General features: G+C 54.8%; 15 protein-coding genes and 1 pseudogene. 13 read left to right on the forward strand and 3 right to left on the reverse strand.

Features of this window, described 5'->3' with window-relative positions:
• Positions 1–286: 286 nt before the first annotated feature.
• The 5 genes from dps to ybiO all read left to right on the forward strand — a co-directional run bounded on the left by dps (position 287) and on the right by ybiO (position 5697).
• Positions 287–790 (forward strand): DNA starvation/stationary phase protection protein Dps, encoded by a 504-nt coding sequence (gene dps, locus SPH27_RS07585; RefSeq protein ID WP_010428924.1) that lies wholly within the window; start codon positions 287–289, stop codon positions 788–790.
• A gap of 362 nt (positions 791–1152) precedes the next feature.
• Entirely contained in the window at positions 1153–1896 is a 744-nt protein-coding gene (gene glnH / locus SPH27_RS07590; protein ID WP_033144999.1) for a glutamine ABC transporter substrate-binding protein GlnH, read from the forward strand.
• An 84-nt stretch (positions 1897–1980) separates the two neighbouring features.
• Positions 1981–2640 (forward strand): glutamine ABC transporter permease GlnP, encoded by a 660-nt coding sequence (gene glnP / locus SPH27_RS07595; protein WP_014169254.1) that lies wholly within the window; start codon positions 1981–1983, stop codon positions 2638–2640.
• Complete coding sequence (gene glnQ, locus SPH27_RS07600; protein WP_182071420.1) at positions 2637–3359, forward strand: glutamine ABC transporter ATP-binding protein GlnQ; 723 nt, start codon at positions 2637–2639, stop codon at positions 3357–3359. Before glnP ends, glnQ begins: the two co-directional genes overlap by 4 nt.
• Before the next feature lie 124 nt (positions 3360–3483).
• Positions 3484–5697 (forward strand): mechanosensitive channel protein, encoded by a 2214-nt coding sequence (ybiO, locus tag SPH27_RS07605; protein ID WP_182071419.1) that lies wholly within the window; start codon positions 3484–3486, stop codon positions 5695–5697.
• A 46-nt stretch (positions 5698–5743) separates the two neighbouring features.
• Here the strand turns inward: ybiO and rlmF are convergent, their stop codons facing one another.
• Positions 5744–6655, reverse strand: a complete 912-nt coding sequence (gene rlmF / locus SPH27_RS07610) for a 23S rRNA (adenine(1618)-N(6))-methyltransferase RlmF (protein ID WP_182071418.1) — start codon at positions 6653–6655, stop codon at positions 5744–5746.
• A 243-nt stretch (positions 6656–6898) separates the two neighbouring features.
• On the opposite strand from rlmF, the gene mcbA reads away from it, so the two are divergent.
• The 3 genes from mcbA (at position 6899) to ybiJ (ending at position 8100) form a co-directional block, all read left to right on the forward strand.
• Positions 6899–7165: a DUF1471 family periplasmic protein McbA gene (gene mcbA, locus SPH27_RS07615; RefSeq protein WP_032661263.1), complete on the forward strand. Its 267-nt coding sequence runs from the start codon at positions 6899–6901 to the stop codon at positions 7163–7165.
• A 122-nt stretch (positions 7166–7287) separates the two neighbouring features.
• On the forward strand, positions 7288–7554 hold the full coding sequence (locus SPH27_RS07620; protein WP_033144995.1) for a DksA/TraR family C4-type zinc finger protein: 267 nt from the start codon (positions 7288–7290) through the stop codon (positions 7552–7554).
• A gap of 285 nt (positions 7555–7839) precedes the next feature.
• Positions 7840–8100, forward strand: coding sequence for a DUF1471 family protein YbiJ (ybiJ, locus tag SPH27_RS07625; protein WP_023310874.1), 261 nt, complete (start codon positions 7840–7842; stop codon positions 8098–8100).
• Positions 8101–8217: 117 nt separating this feature from the next.
• Here the strand turns inward: ybiJ and ybiB are convergent, their stop codons facing one another.
• Positions 8218–9180, reverse strand: coding sequence for a DNA-binding protein YbiB (gene ybiB, locus SPH27_RS07630; protein WP_322435622.1), 963 nt, complete (start codon positions 9178–9180; stop codon positions 8218–8220).
• A 266-nt stretch (positions 9181–9446) separates the two neighbouring features.
• Here ybiB and SPH27_RS07635 point away from each other — a divergent pair.
• The 5 genes and pseudogenes from SPH27_RS07635 to SPH27_RS07655 all read left to right on the forward strand — a co-directional run bounded on the left by SPH27_RS07635 (position 9447) and on the right by SPH27_RS07655 (position 14809).
• A pseudogene (locus tag SPH27_RS07635) lies at positions 9447–9984 on the forward strand (fimbrial protein).
• A 68-nt stretch (positions 9985–10052) separates the two neighbouring features.
• Positions 10053–10727 (forward strand): molecular chaperone, encoded by a 675-nt coding sequence (locus tag SPH27_RS07640; protein WP_182071415.1) that lies wholly within the window; start codon positions 10053–10055, stop codon positions 10725–10727.
• 25 nt (positions 10728–10752) lie between these two features.
• Complete coding sequence (locus SPH27_RS07645) at positions 10753–13296, forward strand: fimbria/pilus outer membrane usher protein (protein WP_182071414.1); 2544 nt, start codon at positions 10753–10755, stop codon at positions 13294–13296.
• Between the two features lie 20 nt (positions 13297–13316).
• Positions 13317–14309, forward strand: coding sequence for a fimbrial protein (locus tag SPH27_RS07650; protein ID WP_182071413.1), 993 nt, complete (start codon positions 13317–13319; stop codon positions 14307–14309).
• Entirely contained in the window at positions 14306–14809 is a 504-nt protein-coding gene (locus tag SPH27_RS07655) for a fimbrial protein (protein ID WP_182071412.1), read from the forward strand. Before SPH27_RS07650 ends, SPH27_RS07655 begins: the two co-directional genes overlap by 4 nt.
• On the opposite strand, the gene dinG is transcribed toward SPH27_RS07655, so the two are convergent.
• Positions 14796–16973 (reverse strand): ATP-dependent DNA helicase DinG, encoded by a 2178-nt coding sequence (gene dinG, locus SPH27_RS07660; RefSeq protein WP_182071411.1) that lies wholly within the window; start codon positions 16971–16973, stop codon positions 14796–14798. The genes SPH27_RS07655 and dinG overlap by 14 nt on opposite strands.
• Positions 16974–17034 lie beyond the last annotated feature (61 nt).

Here is a 17034-nt window from a genome sequence, read left to right on the forward strand (position 1 = left end):
GCATGGCTTCCATGCCATGCAGAATAAAGGCCAGAAAGACAGTCGTTATAATTTCTTACACACTTTGTTCTATTTCCGAAATATCCCTCTGCGTTTACATCCCCATCCAGCAATTAAGATTGATCTGTATCAATTTTAAAATTACCCATTCATTTCAATGAATTAAATTCACAAGCCACTTCTCGCTATTAAACCGATAGGCACAGCCAAACCGCAGAGAAAAAATCCGGTGCTATACTTAATTCCGTAATTACCTGGGACATAAACATCAAGAGGATATGAGATTATGAGTACCGCTAAACTGGTGAAAACGAAAGCGTCTAATCTGCTTTATACCCGTAACGATGTATCGGATAGCGACAAAAAGGCGACCATTGAGTTGCTGAATCGCCAGGTGATCCAGTTCATCGATCTTTCGCTGATCACCAAACAGGCCCACTGGAATATGCGCGGTGCAAACTTTATTGCCGTTCATGAAATGCTGGATGGCTTCCGCACAGCACTGGTGACCCACCTCGATACGATGGCTGAACGCGCCGTTCAGCTGGGCGGCGTGGCGCTGGGCACCACGCAGGTGATCAACAGCAAAACGCCACTGAAGAGTTATCCGCTGGATATCCATACCGTTCAGGATCACCTGAAAGAGCTGGCGGACCGCTACGCGATTGTGGCCAATGACGTGCGCAAAGCGATCGGCGAAGCCAAAGACGAAGATACCGCAGATATTTTCACCGCCGCCTCCCGCGACCTGGACCAGTTCCTGTGGTTTATCGAATCTAACATCGAATAATTCATACGAATTTTCTATCAAACCCTCGCCCTCCGGTGAGGGTTTTGCACATCTATGGTGCACAGTTTTTGTCTGCACACCTGCAAAAGTGAACGAAATGTAATAATCACCTCACACAACCGTTAACGGAAGATTGTTTTTTCGTCAGAATTTACGCTAAATATCTCCCCGTCAGTTGAGCCAAACGAAGCGCACCAAAACGGTGCTCCACTTTGGTGCAATAAAGCCTCATTGCCCCATTTATTGTGCAATGCATGACATCATCCCCTTTGCAAAACAATAGCTTGTAAAGTTGGCACGATTTTTTCATTGTGCCACCTGTTCTCGCAGGGGATCGCCCCGTGGATATAAAAGGAAATGCTATGAAGTCTGTATTAAAAGTTTCACTGGCTGCACTTACCCTGGCTTTTGCAGTGTCCTCTCAGGCTGCCGACAAACTGGTTGTGGCGACCGACACGGCGTTCGTTCCGTTTGAATTCAAACAGGGTGATAAATACGTTGGTTTTGATGTGGATCTGTGGGCCGCTGTCGCAAAAGAACTCAAGCTGGATTACACCCTGAAGCCTATGGACTTCAGCGGCATCATCCCGGCACTGCAAACCAAAAACGTTGATCTGGCGCTGGCAGGCATCACCATTACCGATGAACGTAAAAAAGCGATCGACTTCTCTGACGGCTACTACAAAAGCGGCCTGCTGGTCATGGTCAAAGCCGATAATAACGACGTAAAAAGCGTGAAAGATCTCGACGGCAAAGTAGTGGCAGTGAAGAGCGGCACCGGTTCTGTTGATTACGCGAAAGCAAATATCAAAACCAAAGACCTGCGTCAGTTCCCGAACATCGACAACGCGTACATGGAACTCGGCACCAGCCGTGCTGACGCTGTTCTGCACGACACGCCTAACATCCTGTACTTCATCAAGACAGCCGGTAACGGCAAGTTCAAAGCCGTTGGCGAGTCTCTGGAAGCACAGCAGTACGGTATCGCCTTCCCGAAAGGCAGCGACGACCTGCGCACGAAAGTTAACGGCGCGCTGAAAACGCTGAAAGAGAACGGCACCTATAACGAAATCTACAAAAAATGGTTCGGTACCGAGCCTAAATAATAAGACGTAAAAATGACGTTCACTCGGGGGCGACCTTTCGCCCCTGCTATTTTTGAAACACGGTAACAGTAACAGGAAATTATCATGCAGTTTGACTGGAGCGCCATCTGGCCTGCCATTCCTATCTTGCTTGAAGGCGCTAAAATGACCCTGTGGATTTCGGTCCTGGGTCTGGTTGGTGGGTTGATTATCGGTCTTGTCGCCGGTTTCGCCCGCACCTACGGCGGCTGGATCGCAAACCACATCGCACTGGTTTTCATCGAAGTGATCCGCGGCACCCCAATTGTCGTGCAGGTCATGTTCATCTACTTCGCCCTGCCAATGGCGTTCACCGACCTGCGCATCGACCCGTTCAGCGCAGCCGTCGTCACCATTATGATCAACTCAGGCGCCTACATTGCGGAAATCACCCGCGGTGCGGTGCTGTCGATTCATAAAGGTTTCAGTGAAGCCGGTCTGGCGCTAGGTCTTTCTCGTCGCGAAACGATCCGCCACGTTATTCTGCCGCTGGCGCTGCGTCGCATGCTGCCGCCGCTCGGTAACCAGTGGATCATCAGCATTAAAGATACGTCGCTGTTCATTGTTATCGGCGTGGCCGAGCTGACCCGTCAGGGGCAGGAGATCATTGCTGGCAACTTCCGCGCGCTGGAAATCTGGAGTGCGGTAGCCGTTGTCTACCTGATCATTACTCTGGTTCTGAGCTTCGTTCTGCGTCGTCTTGAAAGAAGGATGAAAATCCTGTGATTGAATTTAAAAACGTTTCCAAGCACTTTGGCCCAACCCAGGTGCTGCACAATATCGATCTGAACATCAAACAGGGTGAAGTGGTGGTGATTATTGGGCCATCCGGCTCCGGTAAATCCACCCTGCTTCGCTGCATCAACAAGCTGGAAGAGATCACCAGCGGCGATCTGATCGTCGACGGCCTGAAGGTAAACGACCCAAAAGTGGACGACCGTCTGATTCGTCAGGAAGCGGGCATGGTGTTCCAGCAGTTCTACCTGTTCCCGCACCTGACGGCGCTGGAAAACGTGATGTTTGGCCCACTGCGCGTGCGCGGTGCCAGCAAAGCGGCGGCGGAAGCGCTGGCAAAAGATCTGCTGGCGAAAGTCGGCCTGGCAGAACGTGCGCACCACTTCCCTTCCGAGCTGTCCGGCGGTCAACAGCAGCGTGTGGCGATTGCCCGCGCCCTGGCGGTCAAACCGAAAATGATGCTGTTTGATGAGCCTACGTCCGCACTCGACCCGGAGCTGCGCCACGAGGTGCTCAAAGTCATGCAGGATCTGGCGGAAGAAGGGATGACGATGGTGATCGTGACCCACGAAATCGGCTTTGCCGAGAAAGTGGCGTCCCGCCTGATCTTTATTGATAAAGGCCGTATCGCGGAAGACGGTAACCCGCAGGAATTGATCGTGAACCCGCCGAGCCAGCGTTTGCAGGAGTTCCTGCAGCACGTCTCCTGATCCATCGCTTTACGCTAAGCCGGGCTTGCCCGGCTTTTTTACGCCAGATTGTTCCCAAAAATCCCCCTCCTCGTCTCGACTTCTATACTTATCATTTTGTTCGACATTTTCACCGGAGGACGCCGTGCCGTGGATCCTGCTGCTGTTGATTAGCCTGTTTAGTGCGCCTTCGTTCGCCGTCGCGATCCCCGGCGTCACCACCGGAACCCCTGCGACCCAGCAAAATACGCCGCCTCCGGAACCCGATGTTGAACAGAAAAAAGCCGCCTACGGTGCGCTTGCCGACGTCCTTGAAAACGACACCTCCCGGCAGGAGCTCATTGGCCAGCTGCGCAAAGCCGCCGCCACGCCGCCGCAGGAGTCGGTGCCAACCCTCACCCCGCCGCAGGTTGAGGAGCAAAAAACGGTGCTGGAAAACGTCACCGACGTGAGCCGCCACTATGGGGAAGCGCTCTCCTCACGCTTCGCTCAGCTGTACCGCAACCTGATTGGCTCACCGCACAAGCCGTTTAACCCGCAAACGTTTACCGCCGCCGCCACGCAGTTTCTGATGCTGGCGGGTGCGGTATTTCTTTTTTACTGGCTGGTGCGCCTGTGCGCGTGGCCGCTGTACCGCAAAATGGGGCAATGGGGACGCAGGAAGAATCAGCATAAAAGCAGCTGGCTGCACCTGCCGTTGATGATAGCCTCAGCGTTTATCATTGATTTGCTGCTGCTGGCGTTGACGCTGTTTTTAGGCCAGATGCTGGCCGACAGGCTGAATGCAGGCAACAAAACCATCGCCTTCCAGCAGTCGCTTTTCCTGAATGCCTTTGCCCTGATTGAGTTCTTCAAGGCGCTGCTGCGGTTACTCTTTTGTCCGCACGTGCCGGAGCTGCGGCCTTTCTCCATTCGGGATGCGAGCGCGAAGTACTGGGCGCTGCGTCTGAGCGTGCTCAGCGGGCTGATTGGCTACGGCCTGCTGGTTGCCGTGCCGATCATCTCCAATCAGGTGAACGTCCAGTTTGGCGCGCTGGCAAACGTCCTAATCATGATCTGCATTACCGTCTGGTCGCTGTATCTGATCTTCCACAACAAAAAAACCATTACCCAAAGCCTGCTGAATCTGGCCGATCGCTCCCTCTCGTTCTTTAGCCTCTTTATTCGCGCGTTCGCCCTGGTGTGGCACTGGCTGGCAAGCGCTTACTTCATCGTGCTGTGCTTCTTCTCGCTGTTTGACCCGGGCAATAGCCTGAAATTTATGATGGGGGCGACGTTCAAAAGCCTGGCCATTATCGGCATCGCGGCCTTTGTGTCGGGGCTGCTGTCGCGCTGGATTTCAAAAACCATCACCCTGTCGCCGCAGGTGCAGCGCAATTACCCGGAACTGCAAAAGCGGGTAAACGGCTGGATGTCGGTATCGCTCAAAGTGGCGCGCATTCTCACCGTCTGCGTGGCGATTATGCTGCTTCTGAATGCGTGGAGCCTGTTTGATTTCTGGAACTGGCTGCACAACGGTGCGGGTGAAAAAACGGTCGACATCCTGATTCGCATCGCGCTGATTCTCTTCTTCTCCGCCGTCGGCTGGACGCTGCTGGCGAGCCTTATTGAGAACCGCCTGGTATCGGATATTCACGGCAGGCCCCTACCCAGCGCCCGGGCAAGAACGTTGTTAACCCTGTTCCGCAACGCGCTGGCGGTAATTATCAGCACCATCACCATTATGATTGTGCTGTCGGAAATCGGCGTGAATATTGCCCCGCTGCTGGCGGGTGCCGGTGCCCTGGGGCTGGCCATCTCCTTCGGCTCACAAACGCTGGTGAAGGATATTATTACCGGCATCTTTATCCAGTTTGAGAACGGGATGAACACGGGCGATCTGGTGACCATCGGGCCGTTAACCGGCACCGTGGAGAGGATGTCCATCCGTTCGGTTGGCGTGCGTCAGGACACCGGGGCCTACCACATCATCCCCTGGTCTTCGATCACCACCTTCGCCAACTTTGTGCGCGGGATTGGTTCCGTTGTGGCGAACTATGATGTGGATCGCCACGAGGATGCAGATAAAGCGAAGCAGGCGCTGCGCGATGCGGTAGAAGAACTGATGGGGATGGAGGATATTCGCGGGCTGGTGATCGGAGAGCCGTCATTTGCCGGCATCGTCGGGCTGACGAACACGGCGTTTACCCTGCGCGTGTCGTTCACCACCCAGCCGCTGAAGCAGTGGACGGTGCGCTTTGCCCTCGACAGCATGGTGAAAAAACACTTCGATATGGCGAACGTGCGGATGCCCGTGCAGACGTATCAGGTATTGCCGCCGCCCGCATCGCCGCTCCCGCCGCAGGAGCCGACGCTGTAACCGAGCCGGGTGGCGGCTTTCGCCTTACCCGGCCTATGACAGGGTGCTATTTGCGACGTTTGTTATTGTCCATAAACGTCCAGGCGATAAACCGGCTCTGTTTCTGGCCCTGCGCCATCTCTTTTTTCACCACTTTTACGGCGCCCGCTTCGGTCAGCGCGCGGTAGAGCGGCGGCAGGTTATCCCCGCGGGAAACCAGCGTAGTGAACCATTTCACCTGGCGGCCAAACTGTTTGCTTTCCGCAATCATGCGCAGGATAAACGCCACTTCGCCCCCTTCACACCAGAGCTCCTGCTGCTGTCCGCCGAAGTTCAGCGCGGCGTCTTCAGCCTGACCCAGGTTACGGCGCTTGCGCTCGCTGCCCGCACGGGCCGATGCCGCTGAATCATGGAACGGCGGATTGCACATCGTGGCGTCATAGCTTTCGTTTTTGTGAATAATGCCGTTGAATATCGACGCCGCGTCTTTCTGACGACGCAGGCGAATAGCGCGGCTCAATCCCGGGTTAGCGCTGATAATCGCCTGGGCGCTGGCAAAGGCCTCGTCACCGATTTCGCTTCCGGTAAAGCGCCACTGATATTCATGCGCCCCGATCAGCGGGTAAATCAGGTTCGCCCCGGTGCCAATATCCAGAATGGTGGCCTGCTGTGGCACGACACCCTCATTGCCTTCGGCAAGAAGGTCGGCAAGGTGATGAACGTAATCCGCGCGGCCCGGCACGGGTGGACAGAGAAAGCCTTCCGGAATATCCCAGTGAGCCACACCGTAAAAATGCGCCAGCAGGGCTTTGTTCAGCATTTTAACCGCGTGCGGGTCGGCAAAGTTAACCGAGGGCTCACCCGCTGGGGTCTGAACAAGATAGTCCTGCAGCGGCGGACAGCTCAGGCATAACGCGTTCATGTCGTAGCGGCTGCGGTGGCGATTTCGCGGGTGCAATCCCGGCTTTTGGGCAGTCATGGCATTCTCCTTTAAACAGCGGCGTAAGATACCCTTTGCTGGCCCAACGGTAAATCTTTCTCTGCGGCGTTCAAAAAATAGCCATAAATCAAACACCTTTATGTCTATGATCCGTCAGCGAATTGTCAATTTATATCGTTCAAAAAATAAGCAGATCATCATCAAATATTTGCGCTAAGTCACACTCGTCAGGCTTCTAAACTTAAAGGGAATCACCTGTTGTTTCCTCATGAGGATGTGATTATGAAAAAGTACCTGACCCTTGCTGTTATCGCAGCCGCCCTGGCGACCGCGTCCTTCTCTGCCATGGCCGTCCAGTCGCTGACCCAGAGTACTGACACCAGCCAGCTACGCCCTGCGGGCACCGTTTCGGTAAGCCGTGCCAGTAACCTTGACGATCTGCAGGCTAAGCTCGCCGAAAAAGCCCGTCAGGAAGGTGCAAAAGGATTCGTAGTGAACTCCGCTGGCGGAGATAACCATATGTACGGCACTGCGACCATCTATAAATAACCTGTCTCTTCCACAAGACTGCATCTGTCCAACGGGTGCAGTTCTCTTCTCCCTTCGCCTTGATTGTTCATTTTTTAACCCCATAGTAACCATATGGCCTAAACCGATTTCAGGAGGACGCTATGGCTTCCGGCTGGGCAAATGACGACGCTGTTAACGAACAGATCAACAGTACAATTGAAGATGCGGTTGCGCGTGCCCGCGGTGAAATTCCGCGCGGCGAAAGCTTAACGGAATGTGAAGAATGCGGAGAACCCATTCCGGAGGCGCGTCGAAAAGCCATCCCCGGCGTGCGGCTTTGCATTACGTGTCAGCAGCATAAAGATTCGAAAAACTCATCGCACTCAGGATATAATCGCAGAGGTTCGAAAGACAGCCAGTTGCGTTGACTTTACTTTACCCGGGCTAACCGAGCCTGCACGTTCCTTTACGCTCACGGTTTTTAGCCAGACGCGTAGCAAAACGTGCCCTTCGTATCGCTTCTGTAAAGCGCATCCGCAAGAAGTGTAAAGGGGTGCTTTGAATTTATTAATATTCAATAAGTTATTTGTCATTCAATTTTTTTGAGCAACCACGTCAATTCTCTTCGATTTTATCACTCGCAAAAAACCGTGATACTTATCACATCGACGGAACATCGTCCCCTTAACAGAAACACCTGCGAGAGATTAATTATGAAAACCATCAAATATGCTGTAGCTGCTGTTGCCCTGTCCGCTCTGTCTTTCGGCGCTTTCGCCGTAGAGCCTGTCTCTTCTACTCAGGCACAGAACATGAACAAAGTCGGTGTGGTGAGTGCTGATGGCGCAACCACTCTGGACGGCCTGGAAGCCAAACTGGCTGAGAAAGCCGCTGCTGCCGGTGCAAGCGGATACACCATTACCTCCGCTAACGGCAATAACAAGCTGAGCGGTACCGCGGTTATCTACAAATAATCGACTGAATGAATGCTGTACCCTCGCCATACCCTCTGGTGAGCTGCTCCACCCTCATTGACCCTGTTGTTGTTACCCTTGCTTGCCCGTCCGCCACTGGACGGGCTTTTTTTTTGTCTAAAACGCCTGCGCCACGCGTTCAAGCCCGGCCTGAACGGATTCCACTTCTCCGGTCGCCAGCAAACAGCAGGCCATATGCAGCTTGATCGAATGCGGAACAGGAACATTGCCGGCAAGGCACTGCTCAATCCAGTGGGCTGTGGTATGGGGATCTTTTGCCTCAGGCAATATCACTCCGGCATTCTCTTCCCCGCGTTCCAGAACGGCGCGCGTACCGGCAGAATCGATCAGCATCACCTGCGGACAGCGCTGCGGGTTCGCATAAACCTCGCCTTCCATGCCGTGCATTAGCAACGCCCTTGCGCCAATTGCCTCAAAGAATTGGCCCACGCGCGCCACGTATTCCGGATGAGAAACGCTGGAGAGACGCAGGGCGGCATCTTCGCCAAACGGCGTGGCCAGTTTCGCCAGCGTGTGCGCGCTGTTGCGCACGCCCATGCGCCAGCGCATATCGAGCTGCTTTTCCAGCGGCGGGCAGAGCGTGCCGACCGGGATATAAACAGGCTGATGGCCATCCAGCTTCGCCTGCGCCTGGCCGGCATGACGCGTTGGCTCGATGCCCAGCATCCCGAAAATGGTCTCCGTCAGCACGCGAGTGGGATCTTCGCTAACGCCGTGCACCACCACCGGGAACCCCAGCTTGTGTAACAGGATAGCGAGCAGCGGGGTTAAGTTTGCCTGCTTGCGCGCGCCGTTATAGCTCGGGATCACAATCGGCATCGGTTTAGCCACCGGCGGCGTTAAGCGCAGCGTTTGCGCCTGCATGGCATCATAGAAGCCGCGCATCTCCGCTTCACCTTCGCCTTTAATACGCAGCGCAATCAGGATACCGCCCAGCTCCAGCTCCGGTACCTCGCCGTTAAGCATGCGGGTATAAAGCGCACGCGCGGTTTCATGGTCCAGATCGCGGGCGTGGTTTTTGCCTCTGCCTACCTCTTTGATAATTTTACGATAATCCACGACATTTCTCCTTACAGCAGGTTATCAACAATATAGCCCTGATGATGACTCCGCTGTTAGTTTTTTTGCCCACCCTGCGGTTTTTTATAATCAGTTGTTTTAGTAAGAAAAATTATTTTTCAAGAATTAATTGAATTATTTGGAAGCCGCGCGGGACCTTCCCCGGCCTGAATTTTCTGATTAAATAGTCGGCGGTGAGTAGTTGAGACATAACTTCGAATAATGCGGGATGCAGATGTCGAAAGGAGAAACATACAGGTTTAAATATGAAAAAAGTCACTTTAGTTTTATTCATTGCTGCCGCTTTGGGATGCTCTGCATCTTCTTTCGCAGCATCCACCGGTGAAGGGCAAATTAACTTCACAGGTGAAATTATCGATTCCGCCTGTCAGGTGGTTAACGGCTTAAGCAGTCCGCTGAATGTTGCGCTGGGCAAAGTCTCCAAAACAGCGTTTACCGGCGCAGGCTCTACCAGCACCTTAACGAAATTTGATATTCAGATAAAAAAACTGCCCGGAAACGGTCACATCAGCAGCCATCAACTTCGGTGGTACGCCAGATGCGGATAATAACACCACGCTGGCCTTGACCCCGGGTGCGACGACGGCAACTGGCGTGGCGATTCAGCTGGTGGATTCTTCCGAACAGCCCGTCAGTTTATATACGCCTTCGAAGCAGTATCCTTTAGCTGCTGGCACGACGGTAAATAATCTGGAGTTTGGCGCACGTTATATACAGACACAGGCATCGATCACTGCCGGCCAGGCTAACTCAGCGTCTACTTTTACAGTTATTTATAACTGATACGATCAATAAGGAGATATTCGCCTTCACGCGAAGGTTAATATCTCCTCTTTCTTTGAGACAGATTTATGCGACACAGTTATTTATTAAGCGCACTTTTACTGACCGCAGTAACAGCCCATGCAGGTGTGATTATTAATGGCACCCGACTGGTTTATCAGGGAGAGAAAAAAGAGTCTTCGATTGGGATTTCCAATCCGGATGATATTAACTATCTGGTACAGTCCTGGGTGGATACCGGCTTGAAAAAAGGCGGTAAAGCGCCATTTCTGATTACCCCGCCTCTGTTCCGTCTGAACGCTAAAGAAGATAACGTGCTGCGCGTGGTGCGCACCGGCGGAAATATGCCAGAAGATCGCGAGTCGTTGTACTGGTTAAATATTAAAGCCATTCCTTCTTCAAGTCATGAAGAGGGCGTTAATACATTACAAATAGCCATTAATACCCGTATTAAATTGCTGTATCGCCCTGCATCGATTAAAGGCAAACCTGAAGCAGTGGCTGATAAACTGGAATGGCACCGCGAAGGTAATGATCTGGTGGTAAACAACCCCACGCCTTTCTATATGAATTTCCAGAGCGTAACGCTGAACGGCCAAAAAGTGGCAAAAGCTACCTGGGCTGTGCCAGATACCTCTACCCGCTTTGCCCTTCCGGCAAATATGAGCGGTAACACCGTAAGCTGGTCGGTCATTAACGATTACGGAAGCATCAGTAAAACCTGGTCTGCATCCGTTCGTTAATACTCTATTTGACGCCTGGATAATCATGTACAGCACAACTAAGCCGCTATTACGTCGACTGCGTGAAATGCTGCCCACTTTTTGTGGGATAGCGGTGACATGCTGCGCGCTGCAGGCCCACGCTGATGATTATTTTAACCCTGCCCTGCTGGATATTGATAATCCAGAGCAGGCAAAGACCGATCTCTCTGTTTATGAAAACGGTCCCGGTCAGGCGCCAGGCAAATATCAGGTCACGATGTTCGTCAATAACAATAAAATCGACACCCGTGACGTCCTTTTTACATTACAAAAAGATGCGCAGGGAGATGATTCCCTGCAGCCCTGCCTGAGTCTGGATGAATTAACGCATCTGGGCATCAAAACCAAAGATTATCCAAAGCTGGCGGCAAAAGGGGAATGCGCGGATCTCAGCGCCATCCCTTCGGCCTCGGCGACTTTCCGTATCAAAAACCAGCAACTACTGCTGAGTATTCCCCAGTCGGCGCTGGGCCAGGTGCCTCGCGGCTATATCGATCCGAAAGAGTATGACGAAGGGATCACCGCGGGCATCCTGAACTATAGCGTTAACGCCAGCCAAAGCCACGCCCGCCAGCATGGGAAAGCGGACAACAGCAGCCAGTTTATTAACCTGCGCCCCGGTTTTAACACCGGTGCCTGGCGCGTGCGAAATTACAGCACCTGGAACCACAATTCGGATGGCGGTCAGGGCGACGGCAAGCTGACCCCGGTCTATACCTATGCCCAGCGCGATATCGTGGGGCTGAAGAGCGAGCTGACCGTGGGACAGAGCAGCACCCAGGCCGACGTTTTCGACAGTGTCTCTTACACTGGCGCACAGCTGGCTACCGAAAGCGACATGCTGCCGGACAGCGAGCGCGGGTATGCCCCGGTGGTGCGCGGTACGGCGCACAGTAACGCCCAGGTGGTGGTTCGCCAGAATGGCTACGTTATCTACCAAAACACCGTCGCCCCCGGCGCGTTTGAGATTAACGATCTCTACCCCACCGGCAGCAGCGGCGATCTGAACGTCACGGTAAAAGAGACCGACGGCAGCGAGAGTCACTTCGTGGTGCCGTTTGCCTCCGTGCCGGTGCTGCAGCGGGAAAAACACCTGAAGTACAGCGTCGCTGCAGGGCGCTACCGTTCATACGATAAAGAGGTTGAGAAGACCCCTTTCGCCCAGGGCAGCGCCATCTATGGTCTGTCACACGGAGTCACCGTTTACGGCGGTACGCAGCAGAGTTCGCATTACCACTCCGCCGCGCTCGGCGCAGGGAAAAACGTTGGTGACCTCGGGGCGTTCTCCGTAGACGTTACCCGCGCCAAAGCGTTACTGAAAAAGCGCAAAACCAGCAACGGGCAATCCCTTCGTCTGCGCTACAGCAAAAATTTTACCGCGACCGGCACTCACTTTTCGCTGGCGGGTTATCGCTACAACAGCAAAGGCTTTTACACCCTACAGGACACCATGGAGTCCTGGACCAGTGCAAACGACTGGTCCGCTCCACAGCAGCGCCGCGCACGGGCGGAGGCCACCGTCGACCAGACGCTTGGCGACAAGTGGGGTTCAGTGACGCTAAGCCTGGTGAAAGAGAGTTACTGGAGCCAGCGTCAGGATATGACCTCCCTGAGCGTTAACTACAACAATAGCTGGCACGGCGTGAGCTATAGCCTGAGCTACAGCGTCAATAAAAACAGCGACGACACGGACGAGGACGGTAAATCCATCAGCTATGACCGACAAATCGGCCTTAACGTGTCGGTTCCGCTCGACCGCTGGCTGCCTAACACCTGGGCAAACTACAGCCTGAACAACGGTAAAGACGGCACCACCCACAACCTGGGCCTGAATGGTACCGCGCTGGAGGGAGACAAGCTGAGCTGGAACGTTCAGCAGGGACTGGACAGCGCCAATAACAACACCTCCACCAGTATGAATGCGGATTACAAAGCCACCTACGGTGAAGTGCGCGGCGGCGTAAGCCAGGACAGCCATCAGTACACCGTGAACGCCGGGATCCAGGGCGGCATCGTCGCCCACTCTGACGGCGTCACCTTTGGTCAGACCCTGGGCGAAACCGTGGTGCTGATTAAAGCGCCGGGAACGCACGGCACGCACGTTGCCAACCAGACGGGCGTGGAAACGGACTATCGCGGCTATACGCTGGTGCCCTTTGTCACTCCGTGGCGTCACAACCCAATTTCGCTGGATACCGAGACGCTGCCAGACGATGCCGACGTGACACACGCCTCGCAGACGGTGACACCAACGCGCGGCGCGATAGTTCGCGCCAGCTTCGATACTCGCGTGGGCAACCGCGTCTTAATGACGCTGGCCTGGAAAGACAAACCGCTGCCCTTTGGCGCAACGGTCACCACGGAAGACAAGAGCAGTGAATTTATCGTCGGTAACGACGGCCTGGTGTATCTCACCGGACTGCCGCAGCACGGACGCCTTTTCGTTTCCTGGGGCAAGGAGGCGAGCGAGCATTGCGTCGCCGATTACGCCCTGACGCAAGAGAAGGATGACACCAACATTATTAACGCTGCCGCGCAGTGTCACTGATTAACACCGGACCGATCATAATGCAGATAGCAAAATCGTTTTTCTTACTTTTAGTTCTGGCGACGGCAGCACTCTTTATGCCGCACGCAAAGGCCAACTGTGTCTCACCAAATTTACCAGCGCTGCTGTCGTTAGCGTCTATTTCAGTGCCTACCAGCCTTCCCGTGGGAGAGACCATCCCGGGAACGGAACGTTCGGCTCACATTGCGGGGGGCTGCTATACAGCCGAAGACGCAGGCCGTCAGATCATTGCCTGTTACCACGGTCTGGGTAGAGAGACTCCCAATATCCCTGGTGTTTATGAGTCGGGTGTTGCCGGGATCGGCGTGTCGCTCCGAAACAGTAAAGGGGAGCGTGTGATGGGAGCAGCAGACCAAATCTGCACAACTAAGTCTTCTGTGGGTCAAGTGTCTGATTCGAGCGGTAGCGATGGTTCATTTGCGTTTAGCTTCGACGTCTCGCTGGAACTGGTGAAAACCAGCGAGGTGGTAACCGCCGGTACACTCACATCCAGTAATACACAATTTGGCTTTGGTGTTGAGCAAGTAGAAAGCTTGAGTTATCCAAACACCCTCTCCTACTCAGGTAACGTGGTGGTTAAAGCAGTCACCTGTACCGTATCACCCAAATCTCTGACCGTCACGCTGGGGGATTTTCCGGTGAGCCGTTTTACCGGTCCGGGAACCCTGGTCTCCCAGTCGGTATTCAATATCGACATGCTCTGCGATCAGGATGTACAGCCGGAAATGATGGTCACCAGCGCCAATGGCTATGAAACGAATTTTCCTGGCGTGATCAAATTAACGCCGGAAAACGGCGTGGCGACCGGCGTGGGGGTGAGAATGCTCTTTAACGGTCAGATACCTGTTTTCGGGCAATACATGGATACCTTTACCGCCTATGCCAATATCCGCTCGCAATATCCCTTCAGCGTCTCTTACGAACAAACCAGTTCGGAGGTGACGCCCGGAACGGCGAATGCCGTCGCAACCATTACGGTGGCCTACAAATGAAAACCTTATTAGCCCTTTTACTCCTTGGAGTCGCCAGCCAGAGCCTGGCGGAAGAGATTCAGCTCGATATTCGCGGAAACATTTACGCCAACGCCTGCCAGGTAGACAGCGCCAGCCAGAACCTGACGGTCAATCTGGGCAAAGCGAATACCGGCGATTTTAAGGATGTGGGCGATACCGGACAATGGAGATCATTCGACTTAACCCTGTCGAAATGCCCAACCACTTCCGTGCTGGCCACGGCCACCTTTCACGGTCAGCCAGACAGCATTCATCCGACTAAATTCGCCAGCACCGGAACCGCGAAAGGACTGGCGCTGGAGCTTGCCGACCCGCAGGATCAGATCTCGCTTGCCCCGGACGCCAGCTTCAGCGTGTTGATCAACCAGGACAATCACACGGCGGATTTCCCGCTGGCCGCCCGCTATTACGCCACCTCATTGCCGGTCACGGCAGGAACGTTCAGCAGCGTGGTGCAGGTGACCTTCATTTACCAGTAGGACCGCGCCCCCTAGCACGGAGGCTTTTCTTGCGCCCTGCGGTCAGTTTGACCGGCGGTTTTTTTACCTCGGGCACTTCCGGCTGTTCGATCGGGAAGATCGGCAGCGCGTTCAGGAGCCGTTGGCCGTAATTTTTGGTGAGCAGACGTTTGTCATAAATCACCACCTCGCCCCAGCAGCCGTGGCTACGAATCAAGCGCCCGACCTGCTGAATCAGGTTAAACGACGCCGCAGGCAAACTCTGCACCTCAAACGGATAGCGGTTGAGGCTTTTCAGCCATTCCCCCTCGGTGATCACTACCGGGCTGTCGATGGGCGGGAAGGCGATTTTATGGATATGCACCTGCGTGAGGTAGTCGCCTTTCAAATCCAGACCTTCAGCAAACGACTGCAACCCCACCAGCACGCTGCGCTCGCCGTTATCAATGCGCTTACGGTGGGTTTCCACCAGCCGGTAGCGCGGCTGATCCCCCTGCACCAGCAGGAGTAAACGCAGATCGGTGACGTGTTCGAGGAAGCGCTGCATCGCCCGCCCGCTGGCAAACAGCACCAGCATACCGGGGTACTTTTTACTCTCGATCTGCTCGCGGAAGTAGGCCGCCATTTCCGCGATGTGCTGCTCTTCGTTGTCGATGAGCGGCTCAAATTTCATGCGCGGAATGACCAGCTTTCCCTGCTCGCAGTGGTTAAACGGCGAGTCCAGCGCCACGAAACGGTCGCCCGCTTTCTCTTTTAGCCCGCTCATCTCCTGCAGCCTTGAGAAGCTGTTCAGGGAACGCAGCGTGGCAGAGGTGACAACCACGTGCGGCACGCTGCGCCAGATCAGCTTTTCCAGCTGATCTGCCACGCGGATGCCCACGCAGTGGAAAAAGAGGTGCACCTGCCCGTCCCGCACTTCGCGGGTGGCCCATTTGGTGACCGGCGCGCCGGACGCCTGCGCCATCGAGGCCAGCCGCCAGAGCTTGCTCTGCGCTTCGAACATCCCCAGCGCGCGGTTCATCTGCAGCAGAACGCGGTGCAGACGCACCACGTCATGCGAGCCGGTTTTCTCGCTGAGATCGTTTAAGAACATCTCCGCCAGCCCGCGCAGCTTTTCCAGATGTTTCGCCAGCTGCTGGCAGATCTCCATCACCTCTTCCGGTAGCTCACCCATCGCAAAGCGGTGTTCGGCTTCCTGGGTTGCCGGAAGATAAAGATTCAGGATGTTGTTCAGGGATGAAATGAGGCTATAGACCTCTTCACAGTGGTCGCTCAGCCGCTCCGGCACCGCCAGCGGCGGCGTGGTTTTCGGGCGGAACTGCTCCATGCAGGTCGCCACCAGCTTACAGAAGAGATCCAGCTGCAGGCGGAACCACGGAGCGGTGATTTCGGCGCTCATCTCCAGCGCATCCCGCGCCACGTCCGGCAGATGGTGGCCTTCATCGAGCACAAGCAGCAGGTTTTTGGGCTCCGGCAGCACCGCTTCGCTCTCCAGCGCCGCCATCACCAGCGCGTGGTTTGCGACCACAACCTCCGCCTCCTGAATCTCGCGCCGGGCGACAAAGAACGGGCACTCGCGGTAGTAGTGACAGTTGCGGTTCAGGCAGCTGGCTTTGTCGGTGCTGAGCCTGCGCCACAGGTCGTCGCTGATGGCCTGGCTGGTGTGATCCCGCAGGCCGTCCCACTTATAGCCGTCGAGCTCGACTTTGAGTTTTGCACACTGCTCCTGCTCGGCCTTATTGTTTGGCGTTAGCTCGTCATCCAGAAACGCGAGCAGATCCTGCTGATTCGGCTCGCTGCTGGCCAGCGCCGCCAGGTTGCGCGGGCACACGTAACGCCCGCGGCCAAAGGCTGCCGTAAACCGCAGGTCGGGGATGATTTTGCGCAGCAGGGGTAAATCTTTGCTGAAGATCTGATCCTGCAGCGCCACGTTGGCGGTGCTGACCACCAGCGTTTTGTCCTCTTCCCGCGCAATCGCGATGCCGGGAATGAGATACGACAAGGTTTTCCCGACGCCGGTCGGGGCTTCAATCGCCAGATGTCGCCCGTCGTCCCCGGCGAGCGTTTTTGCCACGTCAGCAATCATCTGCCGCTGCGGCGCTCGGGGGATAAAGTCGGGGATCTGCTGCTGTAGCGCCTTATACCATGCGCCAATTTGCGCCTTGAGCGCAGCGGTTAAAGCCATTGGAAAACCTGAAATACTGTATAAACAGCCACTATTGTGGCACTTTCTCTTCGCTGCCGCA

The sequence above is a fragment of the Enterobacter sp. A103 genome, assembly GCF_034427535.1.
GTDB lineage: Bacteria > Pseudomonadota > Gammaproteobacteria > Enterobacterales > Enterobacteriaceae > Enterobacter > Enterobacter asburiae_B.

Bases quoted from the DNA above. Each gene is read 5' to 3' on its own strand.
- SPH27_RS07640 (WP_182071415.1), top strand. From the start codon at position 10,053: ATGCGACACAGTTATTTATTAAGCGCACTTTTACTGACCGCAGTAACA.
- SPH27_RS07655 (WP_182071412.1), top strand. From the start codon at position 14,306: ATGAAAACCTTATTAGCCCTTTTACTCCTTGGAGTCGCCAGCCAGAGC.
- glnP (WP_014169254.1), top strand. From the start codon at position 1,981: ATGCAGTTTGACTGGAGCGCCATCTGGCCTGCCATTCCTATCTTGCTT.
- dinG (WP_182071411.1), bottom strand. From the start codon at position 16,973: ATGGCTTTAACCGCTGCGCTCAAGGCGCAAATTGGCGCATGGTATAAG.
- SPH27_RS07645 (WP_182071414.1), top strand. From the start codon at position 10,753: ATGTACAGCACAACTAAGCCGCTATTACGTCGACTGCGTGAAATGCTG.
- ybiJ (WP_023310874.1), top strand. From the start codon at position 7,840: ATGAAAACCATCAAATATGCTGTAGCTGCTGTTGCCCTGTCCGCTCTG.
- rlmF (WP_182071418.1), bottom strand. From the start codon at position 6,655: ATGACTGCCCAAAAGCCGGGATTGCACCCGCGAAATCGCCACCGCAGC.
- glnH (WP_033144999.1), top strand. From the start codon at position 1,153: ATGAAGTCTGTATTAAAAGTTTCACTGGCTGCACTTACCCTGGCTTTT.
- dps (WP_010428924.1), top strand. From the start codon at position 287: ATGAGTACCGCTAAACTGGTGAAAACGAAAGCGTCTAATCTGCTTTAT.
- SPH27_RS07620 (WP_033144995.1), top strand. From the start codon at position 7,288: ATGGCTTCCGGCTGGGCAAATGACGACGCTGTTAACGAACAGATCAAC.
- mcbA (WP_032661263.1), top strand. From the start codon at position 6,899: ATGAAAAAGTACCTGACCCTTGCTGTTATCGCAGCCGCCCTGGCGACC.
- SPH27_RS07650 (WP_182071413.1), top strand. From the start codon at position 13,317: ATGCAGATAGCAAAATCGTTTTTCTTACTTTTAGTTCTGGCGACGGCA.